General features: G+C 46.9%; 13 protein-coding genes. 8 read left to right on the forward strand and 5 right to left on the reverse strand.

The window, feature by feature from the left end; genetic code table 11:
* Window positions 1-442: 442 nt before the first annotated feature.
* Window positions 443-1,924: a ketol-acid reductoisomerase gene (ilvC, locus tag EKG38_RS19805; RefSeq protein ID WP_126522298.1), complete on the reverse strand. Its 1,482-nt coding sequence runs from the start codon at window positions 1,922-1,924 to the stop codon at window positions 443-445.
* Between the two features lie 222 nt (window positions 1,925-2,146).
* On the opposite strand from ilvC, the gene ilvY reads away from it, so the two are divergent.
* The 3 genes from ilvY to EKG38_RS19820 all read left to right on the forward strand — a co-directional run bounded on the left by ilvY (window position 2,147) and on the right by EKG38_RS19820 (window position 4,846).
* Window positions 2,147-3,019 (forward strand): HTH-type transcriptional activator IlvY, encoded by an 873-nt coding sequence (gene ilvY / locus EKG38_RS19810; protein ID WP_126522300.1) that lies wholly within the window; start codon window positions 2,147-2,149, stop codon window positions 3,017-3,019.
* A gap of 66 nt (window positions 3,020-3,085) precedes the next feature.
* Window positions 3,086-3,913: a substrate-binding periplasmic protein gene (locus tag EKG38_RS19815; RefSeq protein ID WP_126522302.1), complete on the forward strand. Its 828-nt coding sequence runs from the start codon at window positions 3,086-3,088 to the stop codon at window positions 3,911-3,913.
* A 129-nt stretch (window positions 3,914-4,042) separates the two neighbouring features.
* Window positions 4,043-4,846, forward strand: coding sequence for a GGDEF domain-containing protein (locus tag EKG38_RS19820; protein WP_126522304.1), 804 nt, complete (start codon window positions 4,043-4,045; stop codon window positions 4,844-4,846).
* Between the two features lie 50 nt (window positions 4,847-4,896).
* Here EKG38_RS19820 and cysE read toward each other — a convergent pair whose 3' ends face one another.
* Window positions 4,897-5,688 (reverse strand): serine O-acetyltransferase, encoded by a 792-nt coding sequence (cysE, locus tag EKG38_RS19825; RefSeq protein ID WP_126522306.1) that lies wholly within the window; start codon window positions 5,686-5,688, stop codon window positions 4,897-4,899.
* A 558-nt stretch (window positions 5,689-6,246) separates the two neighbouring features.
* Here cysE and EKG38_RS19830 point away from each other — a divergent pair.
* Window positions 6,247-7,770: a YifB family Mg chelatase-like AAA ATPase gene (locus EKG38_RS19830; protein ID WP_126522308.1), complete on the forward strand. Its 1,524-nt coding sequence runs from the start codon at window positions 6,247-6,249 to the stop codon at window positions 7,768-7,770.
* 43 nt (window positions 7,771-7,813) lie between these two features.
* Here EKG38_RS19830 and EKG38_RS19835 read toward each other — a convergent pair whose 3' ends face one another.
* Window positions 7,814-8,863, reverse strand: a complete 1,050-nt coding sequence (locus EKG38_RS19835; protein WP_126522309.1) for an ABC transporter substrate-binding protein — start codon at window positions 8,861-8,863, stop codon at window positions 7,814-7,816.
* Window positions 8,864-9,090: 227 nt separating this feature from the next.
* Between EKG38_RS19835 and yihG (EKG38_RS19840) the strand changes: the two genes are divergently transcribed.
* From yihG (EKG38_RS19840) to EKG38_RS19850, 3 genes are all read left to right on the forward strand, one after another.
* Window positions 9,091-9,999, forward strand: a complete 909-nt coding sequence (gene yihG, locus EKG38_RS19840) for a 1-acylglycerol-3-phosphate O-acyltransferase, YihG family (RefSeq protein ID WP_126522311.1) — start codon at window positions 9,091-9,093, stop codon at window positions 9,997-9,999.
* 4 nt (window positions 10,000-10,003) lie between these two features.
* Window positions 10,004-10,924, forward strand: coding sequence for a 1-acylglycerol-3-phosphate O-acyltransferase, YihG family (gene yihG, locus EKG38_RS19845; protein WP_126522313.1), 921 nt, complete (start codon window positions 10,004-10,006; stop codon window positions 10,922-10,924).
* Between the two features lie 437 nt (window positions 10,925-11,361).
* On the forward strand, window positions 11,362-11,742 hold the full coding sequence (locus EKG38_RS19850; protein ID WP_126522315.1) for a hypothetical protein: 381 nt from the start codon (window positions 11,362-11,364) through the stop codon (window positions 11,740-11,742).
* 81 nt (window positions 11,743-11,823) lie between these two features.
* Here EKG38_RS19850 and EKG38_RS19855 read toward each other — a convergent pair whose 3' ends face one another.
* Window positions 11,824-12,915 carry a branched-chain amino acid aminotransferase gene (locus tag EKG38_RS19855; RefSeq protein WP_126522317.1) on the reverse strand — a complete coding sequence of 364 codons (1,092 nt, stop codon included), beginning with the start codon at window positions 12,913-12,915 and terminating at the stop codon, window positions 11,824-11,826.
* A gap of 168 nt (window positions 12,916-13,083) precedes the next feature.
* Window positions 13,084-13,848 carry a TetR/AcrR family transcriptional regulator gene (locus EKG38_RS19860; RefSeq protein ID WP_126522318.1) on the reverse strand — a complete coding sequence of 255 codons (765 nt, stop codon included), beginning with the start codon at window positions 13,846-13,848 and terminating at the stop codon, window positions 13,084-13,086.
* 188 nt (window positions 13,849-14,036) lie between these two features.
* Between EKG38_RS19860 and EKG38_RS19865 the strand changes: the two genes are divergently transcribed.
* Window positions 14,037-15,539, forward strand: coding sequence for a flavocytochrome c (locus EKG38_RS19865; RefSeq protein WP_126522320.1), 1,503 nt, complete (start codon window positions 14,037-14,039; stop codon window positions 15,537-15,539).

The raw sequence follows: 15,539 nt of genomic DNA on the forward strand, positions 1-15,539 counted from the left end.
CCCCGGTCCTTTCGGAGCGGGGGGTTAGTTGCAATCTTTTACCTAATTAGGTTTGTCGATGCGCCGTGCGTAGCCCCCGCTGTGATCTAATAATCACCACGGTAATAATCTCAATAATGAGTAGGGCTACTTGGTTAAACATACTTGACCTGTTTCCTAATTAGTTTGCTTAAATTCGGTCTCTTCACCAGTGAAGAGTTATTAATCAATACCACAAAGCCAATAAAAAACACAACAAAAACCTTTTCACCGACAAGAAACTGACCGTTTCTCTACCTGAATGATAACCAACAAACCGCTAGTTCAAATATGTCGGCTAACGAGCCTCTCACTTGAAATTATCTTTTACTTCAATGGTTAAACTTTTTGCTTTTGTATTGTTTAGCTTTTCGATAGGCCCAGTAGATCTGCCGGGCCAATCTTAGGTAGCGATTAAAAAATATTACTTCTCTTCGACGATACGCTGCATCTCTGTCATGTAGCCACGCAGTTCGGCGCCAATTTTCTCAACACCTGTGCCACGAATAGCAGCGTTTACTTCGATTAGACGCTGGTTATCGACACCATTGTCGCTATCAGTCAGGCCGGCACCCAGGAACTCCGGAGACATGGCATTGACATAATCACGCAACATAGGCACGGCAGCATGGTTAAACAGGTAACAGCCATATTCTGCCGTATCAGAGATAACGATGTTCATTTCGTAAAGACGCTTACGGGCAATCGTGTTCGCAATAAGTGGCGTCTCATGTAACGACTCATAATAAGCCGACTCTGCGACGATACCCGAGGAAACCATAGTATCGAACGCCAGCTCAACACCGGCCTTGATCATAGCGACAAGGAAGATACCTTTATCGAAATAGGTCTGCTCATCGATGTTCTCATCACTTTGAGGCGCATTTTCGAAGGCTGTCTCACCCGTATCTTTTCGCCATTTAAGTAGATTCGCATCATCATTTGCCCAATCTGCCATCATAGTCTTCGAGAACTCACCACCTATGATGTCATCCATATGCTTCTCGAACAGAGGAGCAAGAATGCCCTTAAGTTCTTCGGCCATCTCGAACGCTTTAATCTTGGCAGGGTTAGACAGGCGGTCCATCATGTTGGTAATACCACCATGTTTCAGCGCTTCGGTCGTTGTTTCCCAACCTTGTTGAATCAATTTAGCGGCATATCCAGGCTCAACGCCATCGGCAACCATCTTCTCATAGCCAAGAATTGCACCCGTTTGCAGCATGCCACACAAGATAGTCTGCTCACCCATAAGATCAGACTTAACTTCGGCGATAAACGATGAGTGAAGTACACCCGCTCTGTCACCACCTGTCGCACTGGCATAGGCTTTAGCGATATCGAAACCGTTACCCTTAGGGTCGTTCTCAGGGTGAACCGCAATCAGAGTCGGTACGCCGAATCCACGCTTATATTCTTCACGCACTTCGGTACCCGGACACTTAGGGGCAACCATGATTACTGTGATGTCATCACGAACCTGCATCCCCTCTTCAACGATGTTGAAGCCATGAGAGTAGGACAAGGTGGCGCCCTGCTTCATCAACGGCATAACCGTGGTTACGGCATCGGTATGCTGCTTATCCGGTGTCAGGTTAAGTACGAGATCGGCATCAGGAATGAGTTCTTCAATCGTTCCGACACGGAAACCATTTCCGGTCGCTTTTTGGTACGAGGCACGTTTCTCTTCAATAGCCTGAGCCCTAAGCGCATAAGCGATATTTAAGCCAGAGTCACGCATGTTCAAACCTTGGTTAAGGCCTTGGGCGCCACAACCTAAGATGACGATATTCCAGCCCTTGATGAAGTCACAACCCTCACTAAATTCGTTGCGATCCATGAAGCGGCATTGAGCCAGTTGTTCTAGTTGTTGACGCAAATTCAGAGAGTTAAAATAGTTAGCCATCTGATATACCACCTTCTGTATCGAATTTAGAAAAGTCGCTCAATTCATCTTGCTTGAGCAGTGATTGAGATCACTATAGCGCATGATTTTGATTGCTTAAAATGATATATTCGGGACATGGCATTGCGTTTTACGCAACACCGAGTTGCCCACCAGCGAGGTTCCACTTCTCTTATCTAAGGTGGAATTTTTGAATGGAATGTGAAACGAAGGAGATCAGATTTGGATATAAAAACCATCAAGCTTTACCTGCACCTTACTGAGAGCCTCCACTTTTCCCGTACCGCCCAGGCCATGCACGTCAGTCCATCGACCCTAAGCAGGGCAATGCAAAGATTAGAAGATGAGGTAGGCGCTAAACTATTTCAACGGGATAACCGAAGTGTCGCACTAACCAGTGCCGGCGTTGAATATCGCCATTTTGCCGAACAGACTCTGGAGAGTTGGACCAAACTAAAAACCAAGATAGATCCCAAGCAAGACTTGCTCAGGGGCAAGCTCAATCTCTACTGTTCGGTCACCGCCGCCTATAGCCACCTACCCGGGTTACTCGATAGATTCAGACGCGAGCACCCATTGGTCGAGATAGCCTTAACCACCGGAGATGCAGCCAATGCCGTCAGTGAGGTGAGAAATAACCGCGCCGATATCGCTATTGCCGCACTGCCGGATCCCTTTCCCGACAATCTGCATTTCGCGAAAATTGATGATATTCCACTGGTCATTATCGCCCCCACATTTCGCTGTCGGGTGCAGGAGTTACTGACAGAATCCTATATCCCATGGGATCGCCTGCCCTTTATCGTCCCCGAACATGGACCGGGAAGACGCCGAACCGACAATTGGTTTAAGCAGCTTGGCTTGTCACCTAATATTTATGCTCAAGTATCGGGACAGGAGGCCATCGCTTCTATGGTTGCGCTAGGTTGCGGGGTCAGCATCACCCCGGAAGTGGTCATCACCAACAGTCCGGTTCGCGACAGAATTCAGATAATCCCGACTCCCATCGCGATCCCACCTTTCGAGTTAGGCTGCTGTTGCAGACGTAAGCGATTAGACGATCCCATAGTGGCCGCATTTCTTAAGGTGGTTTAACGAATTAATCCAAACGCATAGCCTTTGCTATACTCAGTATCATCGGCGCTCAGCAGAATGTAACTAATGACCTTAAGTCCTTACTATTTAGTGCTTGCCCTCTTCCTCCCCCTATTTGCGGCGCCTTCGATGGCGGAGCAAAGTTACCTGCAGCCTAAGTTAAAATTTTGTGTAGAAGACACTGAGTTTCCGCCTTTCAATTACTTCAAACGAATCGATGGAGAGAAAGGCACCTCCGACGGCTATGATATCGATCTGCTCAAGCTCGTTTTCGAGCCCTCTGGTATCGAGTATGAGGTGATAGCCCTCCCTTGGCGACGATGCCTCAAAGAGGTCAGCGAAGGGATTATCGATGGCGTGATGAGCGCCTCTCTCAACCCTCAACGAGCTAAAGACTATTTTCACTCTGACGCCTATTATTATCTTAACCCCAGCTACTTCTATCTCAGGTCTGACTTTCCCGACGGGCTGGAGATACAGGCCCTCTCCGAACTGGAAAACCATGGAAACATCTGTGGAATAAAGGGGTTCAACTATATTAACTTTGGCTGGGTAAATCTAACCAGGCTGTATGAAATCAATGAGATTGCGAATCTACCAACTATGCTGCAAAAAAAACGTTGTCGCTTCTTTCTGGCCCGCAAAGAGACCCTGGCAGGTACCTTAGCCCTTAATCATCTCTATCGGTTTGAACGACTGCTAGGAAGGAGTACCGTTCCAAATCTCCAGCCGGAACCCTTTCATATGTTGATATCACGCAAGTCCCCTTCTGCTGAGCTAATCAATAAACTATTCAATGAAAAGGTCAAACAGCTCACTCTCAATGGTGAGCTTGAAAAACTACTCGAACACCATCTTCATGAGCTCAGGCTAAATGCCAAGAATAACGACTAATTTCCACAGTTCAGAAGCGAGTAGATTCAACATCACAGAGCAAACTCTCAGAAACGATTTGTTCATCTATACTTTTATTAAGCCGACCGACTGTTAATTGATTGATTATGAATAAAATATAAAGCGCCTATGAATATACTGGCTATCTTCTTAGTATTAACAGGGTTAACGGGACTGATTGCCTCTCTGGTCCCGACTCATCAAATGTGCAATATCCCCGATCACCAACATAAAGGCTGGCTGCTTCTGCTTAACCTGATTTTTATGTTTATTTTTGGTTACTTGGGTTATATCTGGATGCTGATTAATCGTGAGATTGGCACTCTGGAGATGATCGTAGCCACCATATTTTGTGGTGGAGGGATGTTTGTTTTTGTCATCACAAAAATGAGCCGGGAAACCATATTTACACTTCAGAACACGATCCAAGCCAAACATTATCAGGCCCATCATGATCAATTAACCGGATTGCCCAACCGTAATCTCTTTTATGAAGAGATCGATAAACTGATCACCTTTGACGACAATAAGTTTTGCTGCCTGATGATGGATCTCAATGACTTCAAGATGATCAACGATACCTTTGGCCATGCCGAAGGCGATCATGTGTTGCAGATCGTGGCCCAACGTATAAGCAGAGTGCTGCCCAAGGATGCTATAGCCGCGAGGCTGGGTGGTGACGAACTCTCGGTGGTACTTCCAAGCACACTGGCTCAAGATTCATTCATCGTCGCCCGAGCGATTCAGGATGAGCTGCTAAAAGATATTACCTGTGGAAATCACTCATTAGTGATCGGCATTAGCATAGGTATTGCCGAATACCCAAAGGATGGCGATACTCGAAAGAGCATCATGAAAAGTGCCGATATCGCGATGTATCATGCAAAGAAGCACGAAAACCACTTACAGATATTTGCGGCACATATGGGCTGATTCCGATAAGTTCGGTCAGCCCGTTAAGCCTATAGTTGTCAACAGTAAGTTTAAGCTATAGCGCTTGAGTCGAAGAAGTTCTGCTCCATCGTCTCGGCCGGGCAGTCAGATACCGGTGTACCGACTGCCTTTGCTGGTACTCCTACAACCGTCGTATGAGGAGCCACATCGGTTAATACCACAGAGCCTGCCCCCACTTTCGCACATTGACCCACTTCGATATTGCCCAACACCTTAGCCCCGGCGCCAATCATGACACCTTGCCTGATCTTAGGATGACGATCGCCTTGCTGATTACCCGTACCGCCAAGCGTGACCGATTGCAGCAGTGAAACATTATCTTCTATCACCGCCGTTTCGCCGATGACGATACCGGTCGCATGGTCAAACATGATCCCGGTGCCTATCTTACACGCCGGATGAATATCGACCCCAAACACCTCAGAGTTTCGGCTTTGGATGAATTGAGCTAACTCTTTTCTCTCCTGCTGCCACAGGCAGTGCGCTAAACGGTGAACCTGTATCGCCTGAAACCCTTTTAGGTTGAGCATCACGGTTAAGTAACTACTCACCGCAGGATCACGATCTTTTACCGCCTTAATATCGGTCGCCACATTCGTCAGCATCTCGTCACAATGGATAAAGGCTTTATCGAAGAGTTCACGGAAGGTAAAAGGTGACACCACACCATCGGAGAGTTTATTGGCAACAACAAAGCTTAATGCAGAGCCCAGACACTCATGGTTGAGTATCGAAGTATAAACATGACTGGCCAGTAGAGGTTCTTGTTTAACCAGAGCTTCTGCTTCTACCCTGAGCTGTTCCCAAACTTCGTAACGCATATTGTTGCTCTTAAAATAATGAAGAAATACCGAATAATGATCTTAACCCAATCCCTGAATAAAACATCTCGTTATAAGAGCGATTAGTTATATGGAATAACAATTGGGTTGTAACCGTATCCGAAAATGTGCGCCATCCGATAGAAAGCCTTTTTTTAATCAGGCTTTCATCTAAAACCCATGAACTATGGTCCTATTGAAAATAGCTAAGTTTCTTGGGAGTCCACGGTATAAAGTTGAATAGTTAGACTTCGTCTAACAACTAACGTCGTGGAATTCCATTCCCTTCTCGCAACAAAGAGTAGGGAAAAAGGGGCTGAACGATTGAAGACCCACGACGTTAATGGCCGTCAGGCCATAGGGCGTGGACGGAACGTCCACGACTTTCATCCAAACAAAGTTTGGAAAATCCCCTCGATTTCGACTCAGCCAGTCGAAATCACCATTCCCCTGCTACACTCAATACTGTTAATACTTTATAAAATTAACTCTTAATAACATCGCATTGCGATATAAATAGCGCTGCGGAGCAGCACTATTAAACAAAAGGATTTGTTTATGGCAATCGCCTGTGTCGCCACTCGTGCCAGCAAAGGAGTCGAGGCCCCCTCGGTCACCGTAGAGGTTCACCTCAGCAATGGTCTTCCGGCCTTCAACCTCGTCGGACTTCCCGAGACCTCAGTCAAGGAAGCCAAAGAGCGGGTTCGTAGCGCGATTATCAATGCAGGCTTTGAATTCCCGATGCGCCGTATCACAGTCAACCTTGCCCCAGCCGATCTCCCCAAACAGGGGGGACGCTACGACCTTCCCATTGCCATCGGTATCCTTGCAGCATCCAAACAGGTCCCTAAAAACTCACTCAAAGATCATGAGTTTGTTGGCGAGCTGGCCCTCTCCGGCCATATACGTCACTGCCATGGCCTGTTGCCCGTCATTGTCGATGCCCGTAAACAGAATACCACCTTGGTCATTCCACTGGATAACAGAGATGATGCCGAACTGGTGGGTTATCAAAAAGTCCACTTCGCCTGTCACCTGCAAACCCTGAGCGAATACCTGCACGGACAGGCTCCACTACCGGGTATACAGACCGGGCTTGAGTGGATAGAGACTGAGACGCAGGAACACACAGGCTGCATGAGCGAAGTGATAGGCCAATATCAGGCCAAACTTGGTTTAGAGATAGCGGCCGCCGGCAATCATAACCTGCTTCTGCTCGGTCCACCCGGTACAGGAAAGAGCATGCTGGCCAGTCGCATGATGCAGCTATTGCCTCCGCTGAGCTATGACGAGGCACTCGAGGTGGCGGCGCTTCACTCCGTAGCCGGCATGTCCCTCGCGCCTAAACAATTTTATCGACGTCCATTTCGAAATCCTCATCACACCAGCTCGGCCATCTCTTTAGTCGGAGGTGGCAGCAACCCCAAACCCGGAGAGATCTCATTGGCACACAGGGGGGTGCTATTTTTAGACGAGGTGGTCGAATTTCCGCGGAAAGTTCTCGACTGCCTGCGAGAGCCTATGGAGTCTGGAGAGATCGTCATCTCCCGCGCAGCGGCTAAACTTACCTTCTCCAGTCGCTTCCAATTGGTTGCGGCGATGAATCCAAGCCCTTGTGGCGATGTCGATAACGCCAGAGCGACACAAGATCAGATCCTGCGATATCTGTCGCGGCTGTCGGGGCCATTTCTGGATAGATTCGATCTGACCATAGAGGTGCCTAAGTTGCCTGCAGGCGCCTTGACCCAACGAGTCGATATGGGAGAAACCAGTGAATCGATAGCAATACGGGTAAAAAGTGCCAGAGAACTGCAACTTGCCCGTGCCGGTGTACTCAACAGCGAATTAAGTGGACGACAGCTACAAGAGAGTGGTGGCTTCGAACAGTCCGATCTGCTTTTTCTCGAACAGAGCGTCAACAAACTGGGCTTATCGGTGAGAAGCTTTCATCGATTGCAACGCGTGGCCCGTACCATTGCAGATTTGCAACGCAGCAAGGACGTAGACCGCAGTCACATCGCTCAAGCTCTGGGTTATCGTGCCATGGATAGACTGCTTTCGAGCCTGAAACAAAGCTATTAACTGTCCAGAGCTATTCAATCGATGTGGTTAGGCTAATCTCCGCCTAATGTTTTGAACTTGCATGGACATTACAACTAAGGTTTGTCTCTGCATCCGCTAAGCAAAACTTGTGACTAATAATGGCTTTCCAATCCCGATTAAGCAAGGCGGTAAAGAATTCGCTATCAGGCTCTAATAAACTGAACAGTGGAAATGGGGAAACGGCGGTATATCGGCCACTATGACGATGCTTTGCGATTTTATCCATGACCACCGCCCCGGCAAGAAAGTGACCTCCTCCCAACGCAGCAATCTTACCTTGCTGACGCAAGCGCAATACTTTTTCTGAGGTATTAACGGTACTGACAAAAATATCCTTGCCCGCAACAATGCCCTGATCCTCCAGAGCCTGCAACACGCCAAATGCCATATGATCATTCGCAGTCCAAATTCCCCTAAGTTTGGGATAACGTTTCAACATCTTTAACGTCAGCCAATAAGCCGAATCTTCTCGCCAGTTACCGTATACCACTTGATGCAAAGTCAGCAATGATTGCGATTGAAAGAGGTCCACAGCACCGGAAGCTCTATCCAAAGATGCAGGGGTTGAGGTATCTCCGGAAATACCTACAACTTCGGGAGTATCTGAGCTCATCGCCTCAACTAGGGCTCTAGCTGACTTGTGGCCAATAGAATAGTTATCCGGCACCACCGCCGGCAGTAGGTATTTCTGCCAGTGCCTATCCTGTCTAAGCTGGGCTCTTTCCTCCTTACTGATATCATTGAGCATCAAGGCGACATACACAGGTCTGCCATATAATGATTTTAGCATCTTGCTGGCGCTCCCCTCCTCGCTAACCAGCACAACATATTTGGGTAGCACCGCGGAACGGGCCAACGTATTGACCTGATCGATCATCAACAACCGATCACGACTGGAATGAAATATCTCAAGTTTTATTCCAAGCAGAGTTGCCGATTCAGACATCGCTTTGTCCACATCTCCCCAAAAACTTTCTTGGGGTTTACCTGGGTTAAAAAAAACGACATCTGGAGTTGCATGCACCTGTGTACAAAGCATAAAAATAATACAAAACAGATAAGCAAATCTCATACCGTCGTGTTTCCTATTGGTAAATAATAATCATTACAGCCTTAAGTGTAGCTAACTAAGACTGCCAAACCAAATATCCCGCATTTTGTCATTACTGCATCGGGAGGACTGATTACTATAAAATTGCATAAGATTTTATGAATATTTCCATGATCGAGCACATCTAGATTGAGCAAAAGCCCTACTGCTAGTATTATAAGTCTCCAATTTTTATCGGGGGATGTTAAGTGGGTGGAGTTTTTTCATTAATCAGGGGCTGTCTTGCATTTGTTTGCTGGCTCATAAACACCATTTTTTGGGTGTTACCCATCGTCATTTTAAGCCCGATTAAGCTTATTCCAATCGCTGCGACACGAACGGCTTGCTCTACAGTGCTCGATAACTTCGCGAGCGCATGGATAAGCATTAACGGCGTCATAGAACGCATTTTTCACCCAGTAAAAGTCCACCTGCACTGTGACGGTGAACTTTCCCCCAAAGAGTGGTACATGGTGATCGCCAACCATCAATCCTGGGTGGATATCCTGATACTTCAAAGGGTGCTGAACCGTAAAATACCTTTCCTGAAGTTCTTTTTGAAAAAAGAGCTGATCTTCGTGCCGTTTCTCGGCCTGGCCTGGTGGGCGCTCGACTTTCCATTTATGCGTCGGTATAGCACGGCTCAATTGAGGAAAAACCCTAAGCTAAGGGGCAAAGATATCGAGATCACGAGAAAGGCTTGCGCAAAATTTAAATCGACACCGGTCAGCGTGATGAACTTCGTAGAGGGAACTCGCTTCAGAGCCCATAAACACTCGAAGCAAAACTCTCAATTCTCACACCTGTTAAAACCTAAGGCGGGTGGGCTGGCTTTTGCATTATCGGCCATGGGTGAACATATTCATAAACTGGTCGATGTTTCCATCTATTACCCGGAAAAAGTACCTACCTATTGGGACTATATCAGCGGACAGGTTACAGAGGTACATGTACATATTAAGGTCTCGGAGATCGCAACCGAGATGCGCGGCGACTACATGAAAGACAGAGAGTTTAAGATCTCGTTTCAGGAGCAGCTCAACAAAATATGGCAAGAGAAAGATCAAAGGCTTGAACAATTTGCCCAGCAACACAATGAAAATCAGAAGGTGTCATAGCAAGATGTTGAATTTTTTACCTGGCCCAGTGCTATATATCATCAGCTCGCTCCTGCTCGTCATCAACACGACGATTTGGGCCGGCTTGATCAGCATAGGGGGGCTCATAAAACTTCTCCTTCCATTCACTGCCGGGCGGAACTTTCTCACCAAGATAATGAACAAATTCATGTGGGCTTGGGCCAGCTGCAATGGCGGTATACTCTTCCTGCTGGCAGATATCGAGTGGGACATCGAAGGTTTAGACGAGCTGGATAAACATGGCTGGTACTTGCTGATCAGTAACCACCTCAGTGGCTTCGATATTGCGGTACAGACCTATGTGTTACGTAACCATATCCCAATGCTGAAGTTCTTCCTTAAGCGCGAGCTGATGTATATTCCCTTTCTTGGCCTAGGCTGTTGGGCACTGGACATGCCATTTATGAGCCGCACTAGCCCGGCCAAGCTGAAGAAGAATCCGAAACTTAAGGGTAAAGATCTGGAATCGACACGTCGTGCCTGTGAAAAATTTAAAACCATGCCGACCTCCATCATCAATTACGTTGAAGGAAGCCGTTTCACAGAAGAGAAGCACAGACGCCAGGACTCACCCTACCGTTATCTGCTGCGCCCTAAAGCGGGTGGCATCGCCTTCACGCTGTCGGCCATGGGTGAGCAATTTACCAACTTGCTCAATGTCACCTTAGTATACCCGGAAGCAGAGTCGGATCCCTTGTCAGAGGTGATGCACGGTAAAATTAAGAAGATCACGGTAAAAGTTGAGATACTACCGGTACCCGAAGTCGATAATAAGCGCTACTTTTCCGAGGCTCAGTATCGTGTCGAATTCCAGCGTTGGTTAAACCAGCTATGGGAAGAGAAGGATGAACAGATCCATCAGGTGATGCTAAAAAATGGCGTAGCGAAACAAGATAAGGCTTAACAGTATCGAGCCTGACACCCGAAGTTCAGGCACTCTCCCCTTCATGTAAATATCTGTCCGGATCCTCTATCGGCACTGAACACCTTAGTCTTTAAACTTCCGGCAATTTCAACCACTTGCTCCGCCCCCGTTTAAATCATGATCCGCGCGCGGAGGAGTTGGCATTTACTAAAAGTTCATTCATCTTATTGATAATAAATGCCATTTCACTTTCATCATATCTATTCTCACCCATAATGATTGTTTAACTTACGCTCTCTCAGTATAAAAAAAAACCGCCAACATGATGTTAGATAATTGCGATAATGGCTAAAAAATTTACACAATAAAGTGACACTCGTCATTTTATTGACTAGCTATGTTAGCATTAAATCATTAATATGGCGCTCCATACAGAATTAACACCTGTTAAATAACAAACCGGAAGTGACTCAAGAATGAAACAATTACCACGAAGAGTATCGAGCATTATGCTCATCGCATTAATTGCATTCATATCTGGCTGCTCTACCCTTCCTTTAGCAACCTCATCCGAAGAGCTGAAGGTCAATGCTACTGAGCTGGGAAACTATTGGTTAGTGGAAAATGGGGCATTAGACTGGTCAGCTTTACTTAACGGTACTAACGGCGGGAGTAGCTTTTCAGCTACCTTTACCATTAATACGCAAGGCCAAATAGAGAATTTAAATCTGGAAAAGATTGCTGGCGATTTTAAGACAGATAAACAGATGCATGCAGATTTTTCTAAGCAGACTTTTATCGCAACTAAGACTAATTATCTACGTCAAGCTGTGACCATCACGGCTCTAGTAAACTAACACTCGCCTATTTACGACTCCTTGTTATTTAGATAAGCACAAAAAAGGCGCCGATAAGCGCCTTTTCATTAACGAGTCAACTTATGTAGCGACTCGTGCTACATGTTGTACCCATCCTTCGGGGCCTTCGATATTCCCCTTCTGAATATCTGTGAGCACCTGATACAGGCGACGAGTATTGTCACCGACATGGCCATCACCTACCGTAACAACCCGGTTATCTTCGAAGATGTACGAGCCAACGGGTGACACGACGGCAGCGGTACCAAAACCACCCGCCTCGATGATCTCGCCGGATTCGATATCCGCGATAAACTTATCTAACATCACCGTCTCTTGACGCACTTCACAGCCGAGCAACTCACCCAGATCCAAGATAGATTGCGAGGTGATCGATTTAAGTATGGTATCGGTAAAACTTGGAATGATCACAGTGCCATCTTTGAGGATATGAAAGTGATTCATGGCGCCGACCTCTTCGATCTGCTTGTTGCTGGCATCGAGGTAAAGCACCTGTGCGGCACCATACTCGGCAGCAGCCTTACCGGCTTTCAACGACGCGGCGTAGTTACCCGCGGCCTTAGAAGCTCCGGTACCACCCGATACTGCACGGTGGAAGCGCTCACTGATAAGCAGACGAATCGCCTTATCGAATCCATCAGAGTAATAGGGGCCACTCGGGCTCAGCATCACACAGAAGGTATATTGCTCACTCGGGCTGACAGACAACCTATCTTCGGTGGCAAAGATAAAGGGACGAATATAGAGACAAGCCCCCTCTTGCATCGGGAACCAGAGTCTGTCCACATCGATCAAGGCGTTAATGCCTTCCAGTTGCATAGCTTCAGACAGGCCTGGAATACATAAAATATCGGCAGAACGATTGAGTCGCTCCGCATTTTTGTCTAAACGGAAGGTGTAAATTTCGCCGTCTTCATGCATAAAGGCTTTCGCACCTTCAAACACTGACTGACCGTAATGCAGGGCAATTGCACCGGGTGCAACTTCAAATGGCCCATAGGGAACAACTCTGGGATCACACCACTGGCCGTCGCGATAATCCATTAAAAACATATGATCGGTTCTGAGGTTACCGAAGCCCACATCTGTTTCAGGCTCGAACTGCTCAGTACGGCGCTCTAACGCAGGTTTTAAATTATAATTTATTTGCATTGCTTACCACCTTGATTACTGAATAAGCAGCGTATGGATGCAAGGCAATAAAGTCAAGGGGAATGGGGCTTGTCACTAAGATAAGCCACCTATTGAAGTGTAAAGTTAACGCGTTTTTTCGCTTAGCTATCCGGGCGATTGCCGAACAAGCCGATCGGGTCATTCACTCTACTTATCGTCGCGGCAAGTCAGTTGCTTGCCTATGCCCAAACAGGTCTCACAGCTTCGGATCTTAGTCTTACCTTTATCGAGGAACTCACTGATCAGCAATCTCATACCCTGCATCATCTCCTGAGTAATAGGTCGCTTCCATTGATATCGATTCATCAAACGGCTGATGTGTCGCAGGCTGGTTTCATCATCGGCCGTGAAATACTTCTCGTCCATTAATCGGCTTTCATAGGTCGATGATGCACCACCGAGGAAAAAGTAAAGTGACTGGGTCAGATCGCGAATATCGAGTTCGGTGGCATCAAGCTCCCCCGAAATAACGGCATCTTCCAATGGCACACGAATACAACTCCAGAATAGATTGACCCTATTACGAAGCACCTCTATTTTTTCAGGGCTCGCCATCTGCCAGAACATACTATTTATTGATACAACTCTCAAAATATTAAATATTGGGCTACGCTTAACAACTTCAAAAGTAAATAAAATAGGCAAAACAGATCTTTGGTAAATATCTAACTCTGGATGGTTTTGTATAAAAACAGGTATTTGAGTCGATGTTGTGTTTCTTAAAAATAAACAAACCAACACATCTTCTTTTGACTCAAAATATTTATACAGAGTATTAGTTGAGCACTCAGCCCCCTTAGCTATCTGCGCGAACCTGAACGACACAACACCCTGTTTATCAATAAGATCTTCAGCAACATCTAATAACTGATTACATCTAATCGCATCACAATGACTGCTGGGACAACGCATAATTAAAACCCTTAAATATCATTTCAACATCTATACTATTCCGTTGTTACCAATTAGATACTTAAAAGAAACATTTTCTTGAGCATCACCACAAAAAACTTTCTCCCCAAATACAAAGTGTGATTTCACGCATATTTGGATAAGTCATCCAAGCATATTGTTATCCCAAGTTAACCGGAGGTAACAATATGCAAACAAGACGTTCATTTTTAAAATTTGGTGCGGGAGCTGCAGCCGTTGGTGCACTGGCTCCTCTCACCGTCAGCGCGAATTTATCAGACGTAAAATGGGATGAAGAACACGAAGTGGTCATCGTTGGTTCAGGTTTTGCTGGACTCGCAGCGGCCGTAGAAGCGGGCAAGCTGGGAGCCAAAGATATCGTCATATTCGAGAAGCTCGGCGTTTACGGCGGTAACAGCACACTCAACGCCGGACAGGCCTGCTTCGCCAATACCGATCTGCAGAAGCAACTCGGCATCGAAGATAGCGCAGAACTCATGGTTCAGGACCAACTTAAATCGGGTCGCGGCTATGCCAGCGAAGAGCTGTTGAGACACAGCGCAGAGCTGGGTCCATATATCTATCAACTCACCAAAGATTGTGGCTGTATCTATCGCGACCATATCATCAATACAGGCGGCACCAGCGCAACCCGTAGCCATCAGGTCATCGAACGCAGCGGTGCCGGCTTTATCCGCCCGATGTTGAAAGCGGCACGCGGCTATGGCGTAAAAACTAAGATCCGTCATAAATTTGAACACCTTATCACCGCCAAAGATGGCACGGTACTCGGTATTCAGGTTCGTAAAGGATATCACTTCGGTCACGAAGACTCTGGCAAACTTATCAATATTCGCGCCGAGAAGGGTGTCTTGATTGCAACTGGTGGCTTCGGCGCCAACGTCAAATTCCGTCAGGCACTGGATCCTAACTTAGGGGCTGAGGTGGGCTGTACCAATGCTCGGGGTGCTACGGGTGACGGTCTGATTGCCATGATAGCTGAAGGCGCAATGCCGGTTCACCTGAGTTTCATTCAATCGGGTCCTTGGGCATCACCTGATGAGGGCGGATTCGGATACGGTGCAGGTTTCTCTCTCTATAACTTCCCGCATTCTGTCGCCATCGACCGCAACACTGGACAACGTTTCATGAATGAAACGGCTGATCGTAAAACCCGAGCCGATCTGGAAGTTCTTCGCCGTGATAAAGATGGCAAGCCAAACCCAGCGCTGCTTATCGCACCGAAACACGAAGCGAAGAAAGATCCATCTATGGCTAACGTGCTGAAATATAACGTTGCCTGGGAGTTCGATAGCGTCGAAGCGATTGCCAAGCATTTCGATGTGCCGCTAAAGCCTCTTAAAAAGCAGATTGAAGACTGGAATACCTACGTTAAGGCCGGTGAAGACTCTCAATTTGGTAAGCGTATGAATATGAGCACAGGAATCTATCTGACGGCACCTTTCATCGTTCAACGTCTATGGCCAAAGGTTCATTACTGTCAGGGCGGTATTCAAATCAATACCAAATCCGAAGTGATTGCAGCAAAAACCGGTGAAAAAATCCCAGGCTTATATGCCGCAGGCGAAGTCTCGGGTGGTGTTCATGGCGTCAGCCGTCTAGGTGGGTGCTCGACTCCTGAATGTATGGCATTTGGTGTCACCGCCGTACGCTCAATGATGAAAGCATAA

The organism is Shewanella canadensis (assembly GCF_003966225.1).
GTDB lineage: Bacteria > Pseudomonadota > Gammaproteobacteria > Enterobacterales > Shewanellaceae > Shewanella > Shewanella canadensis.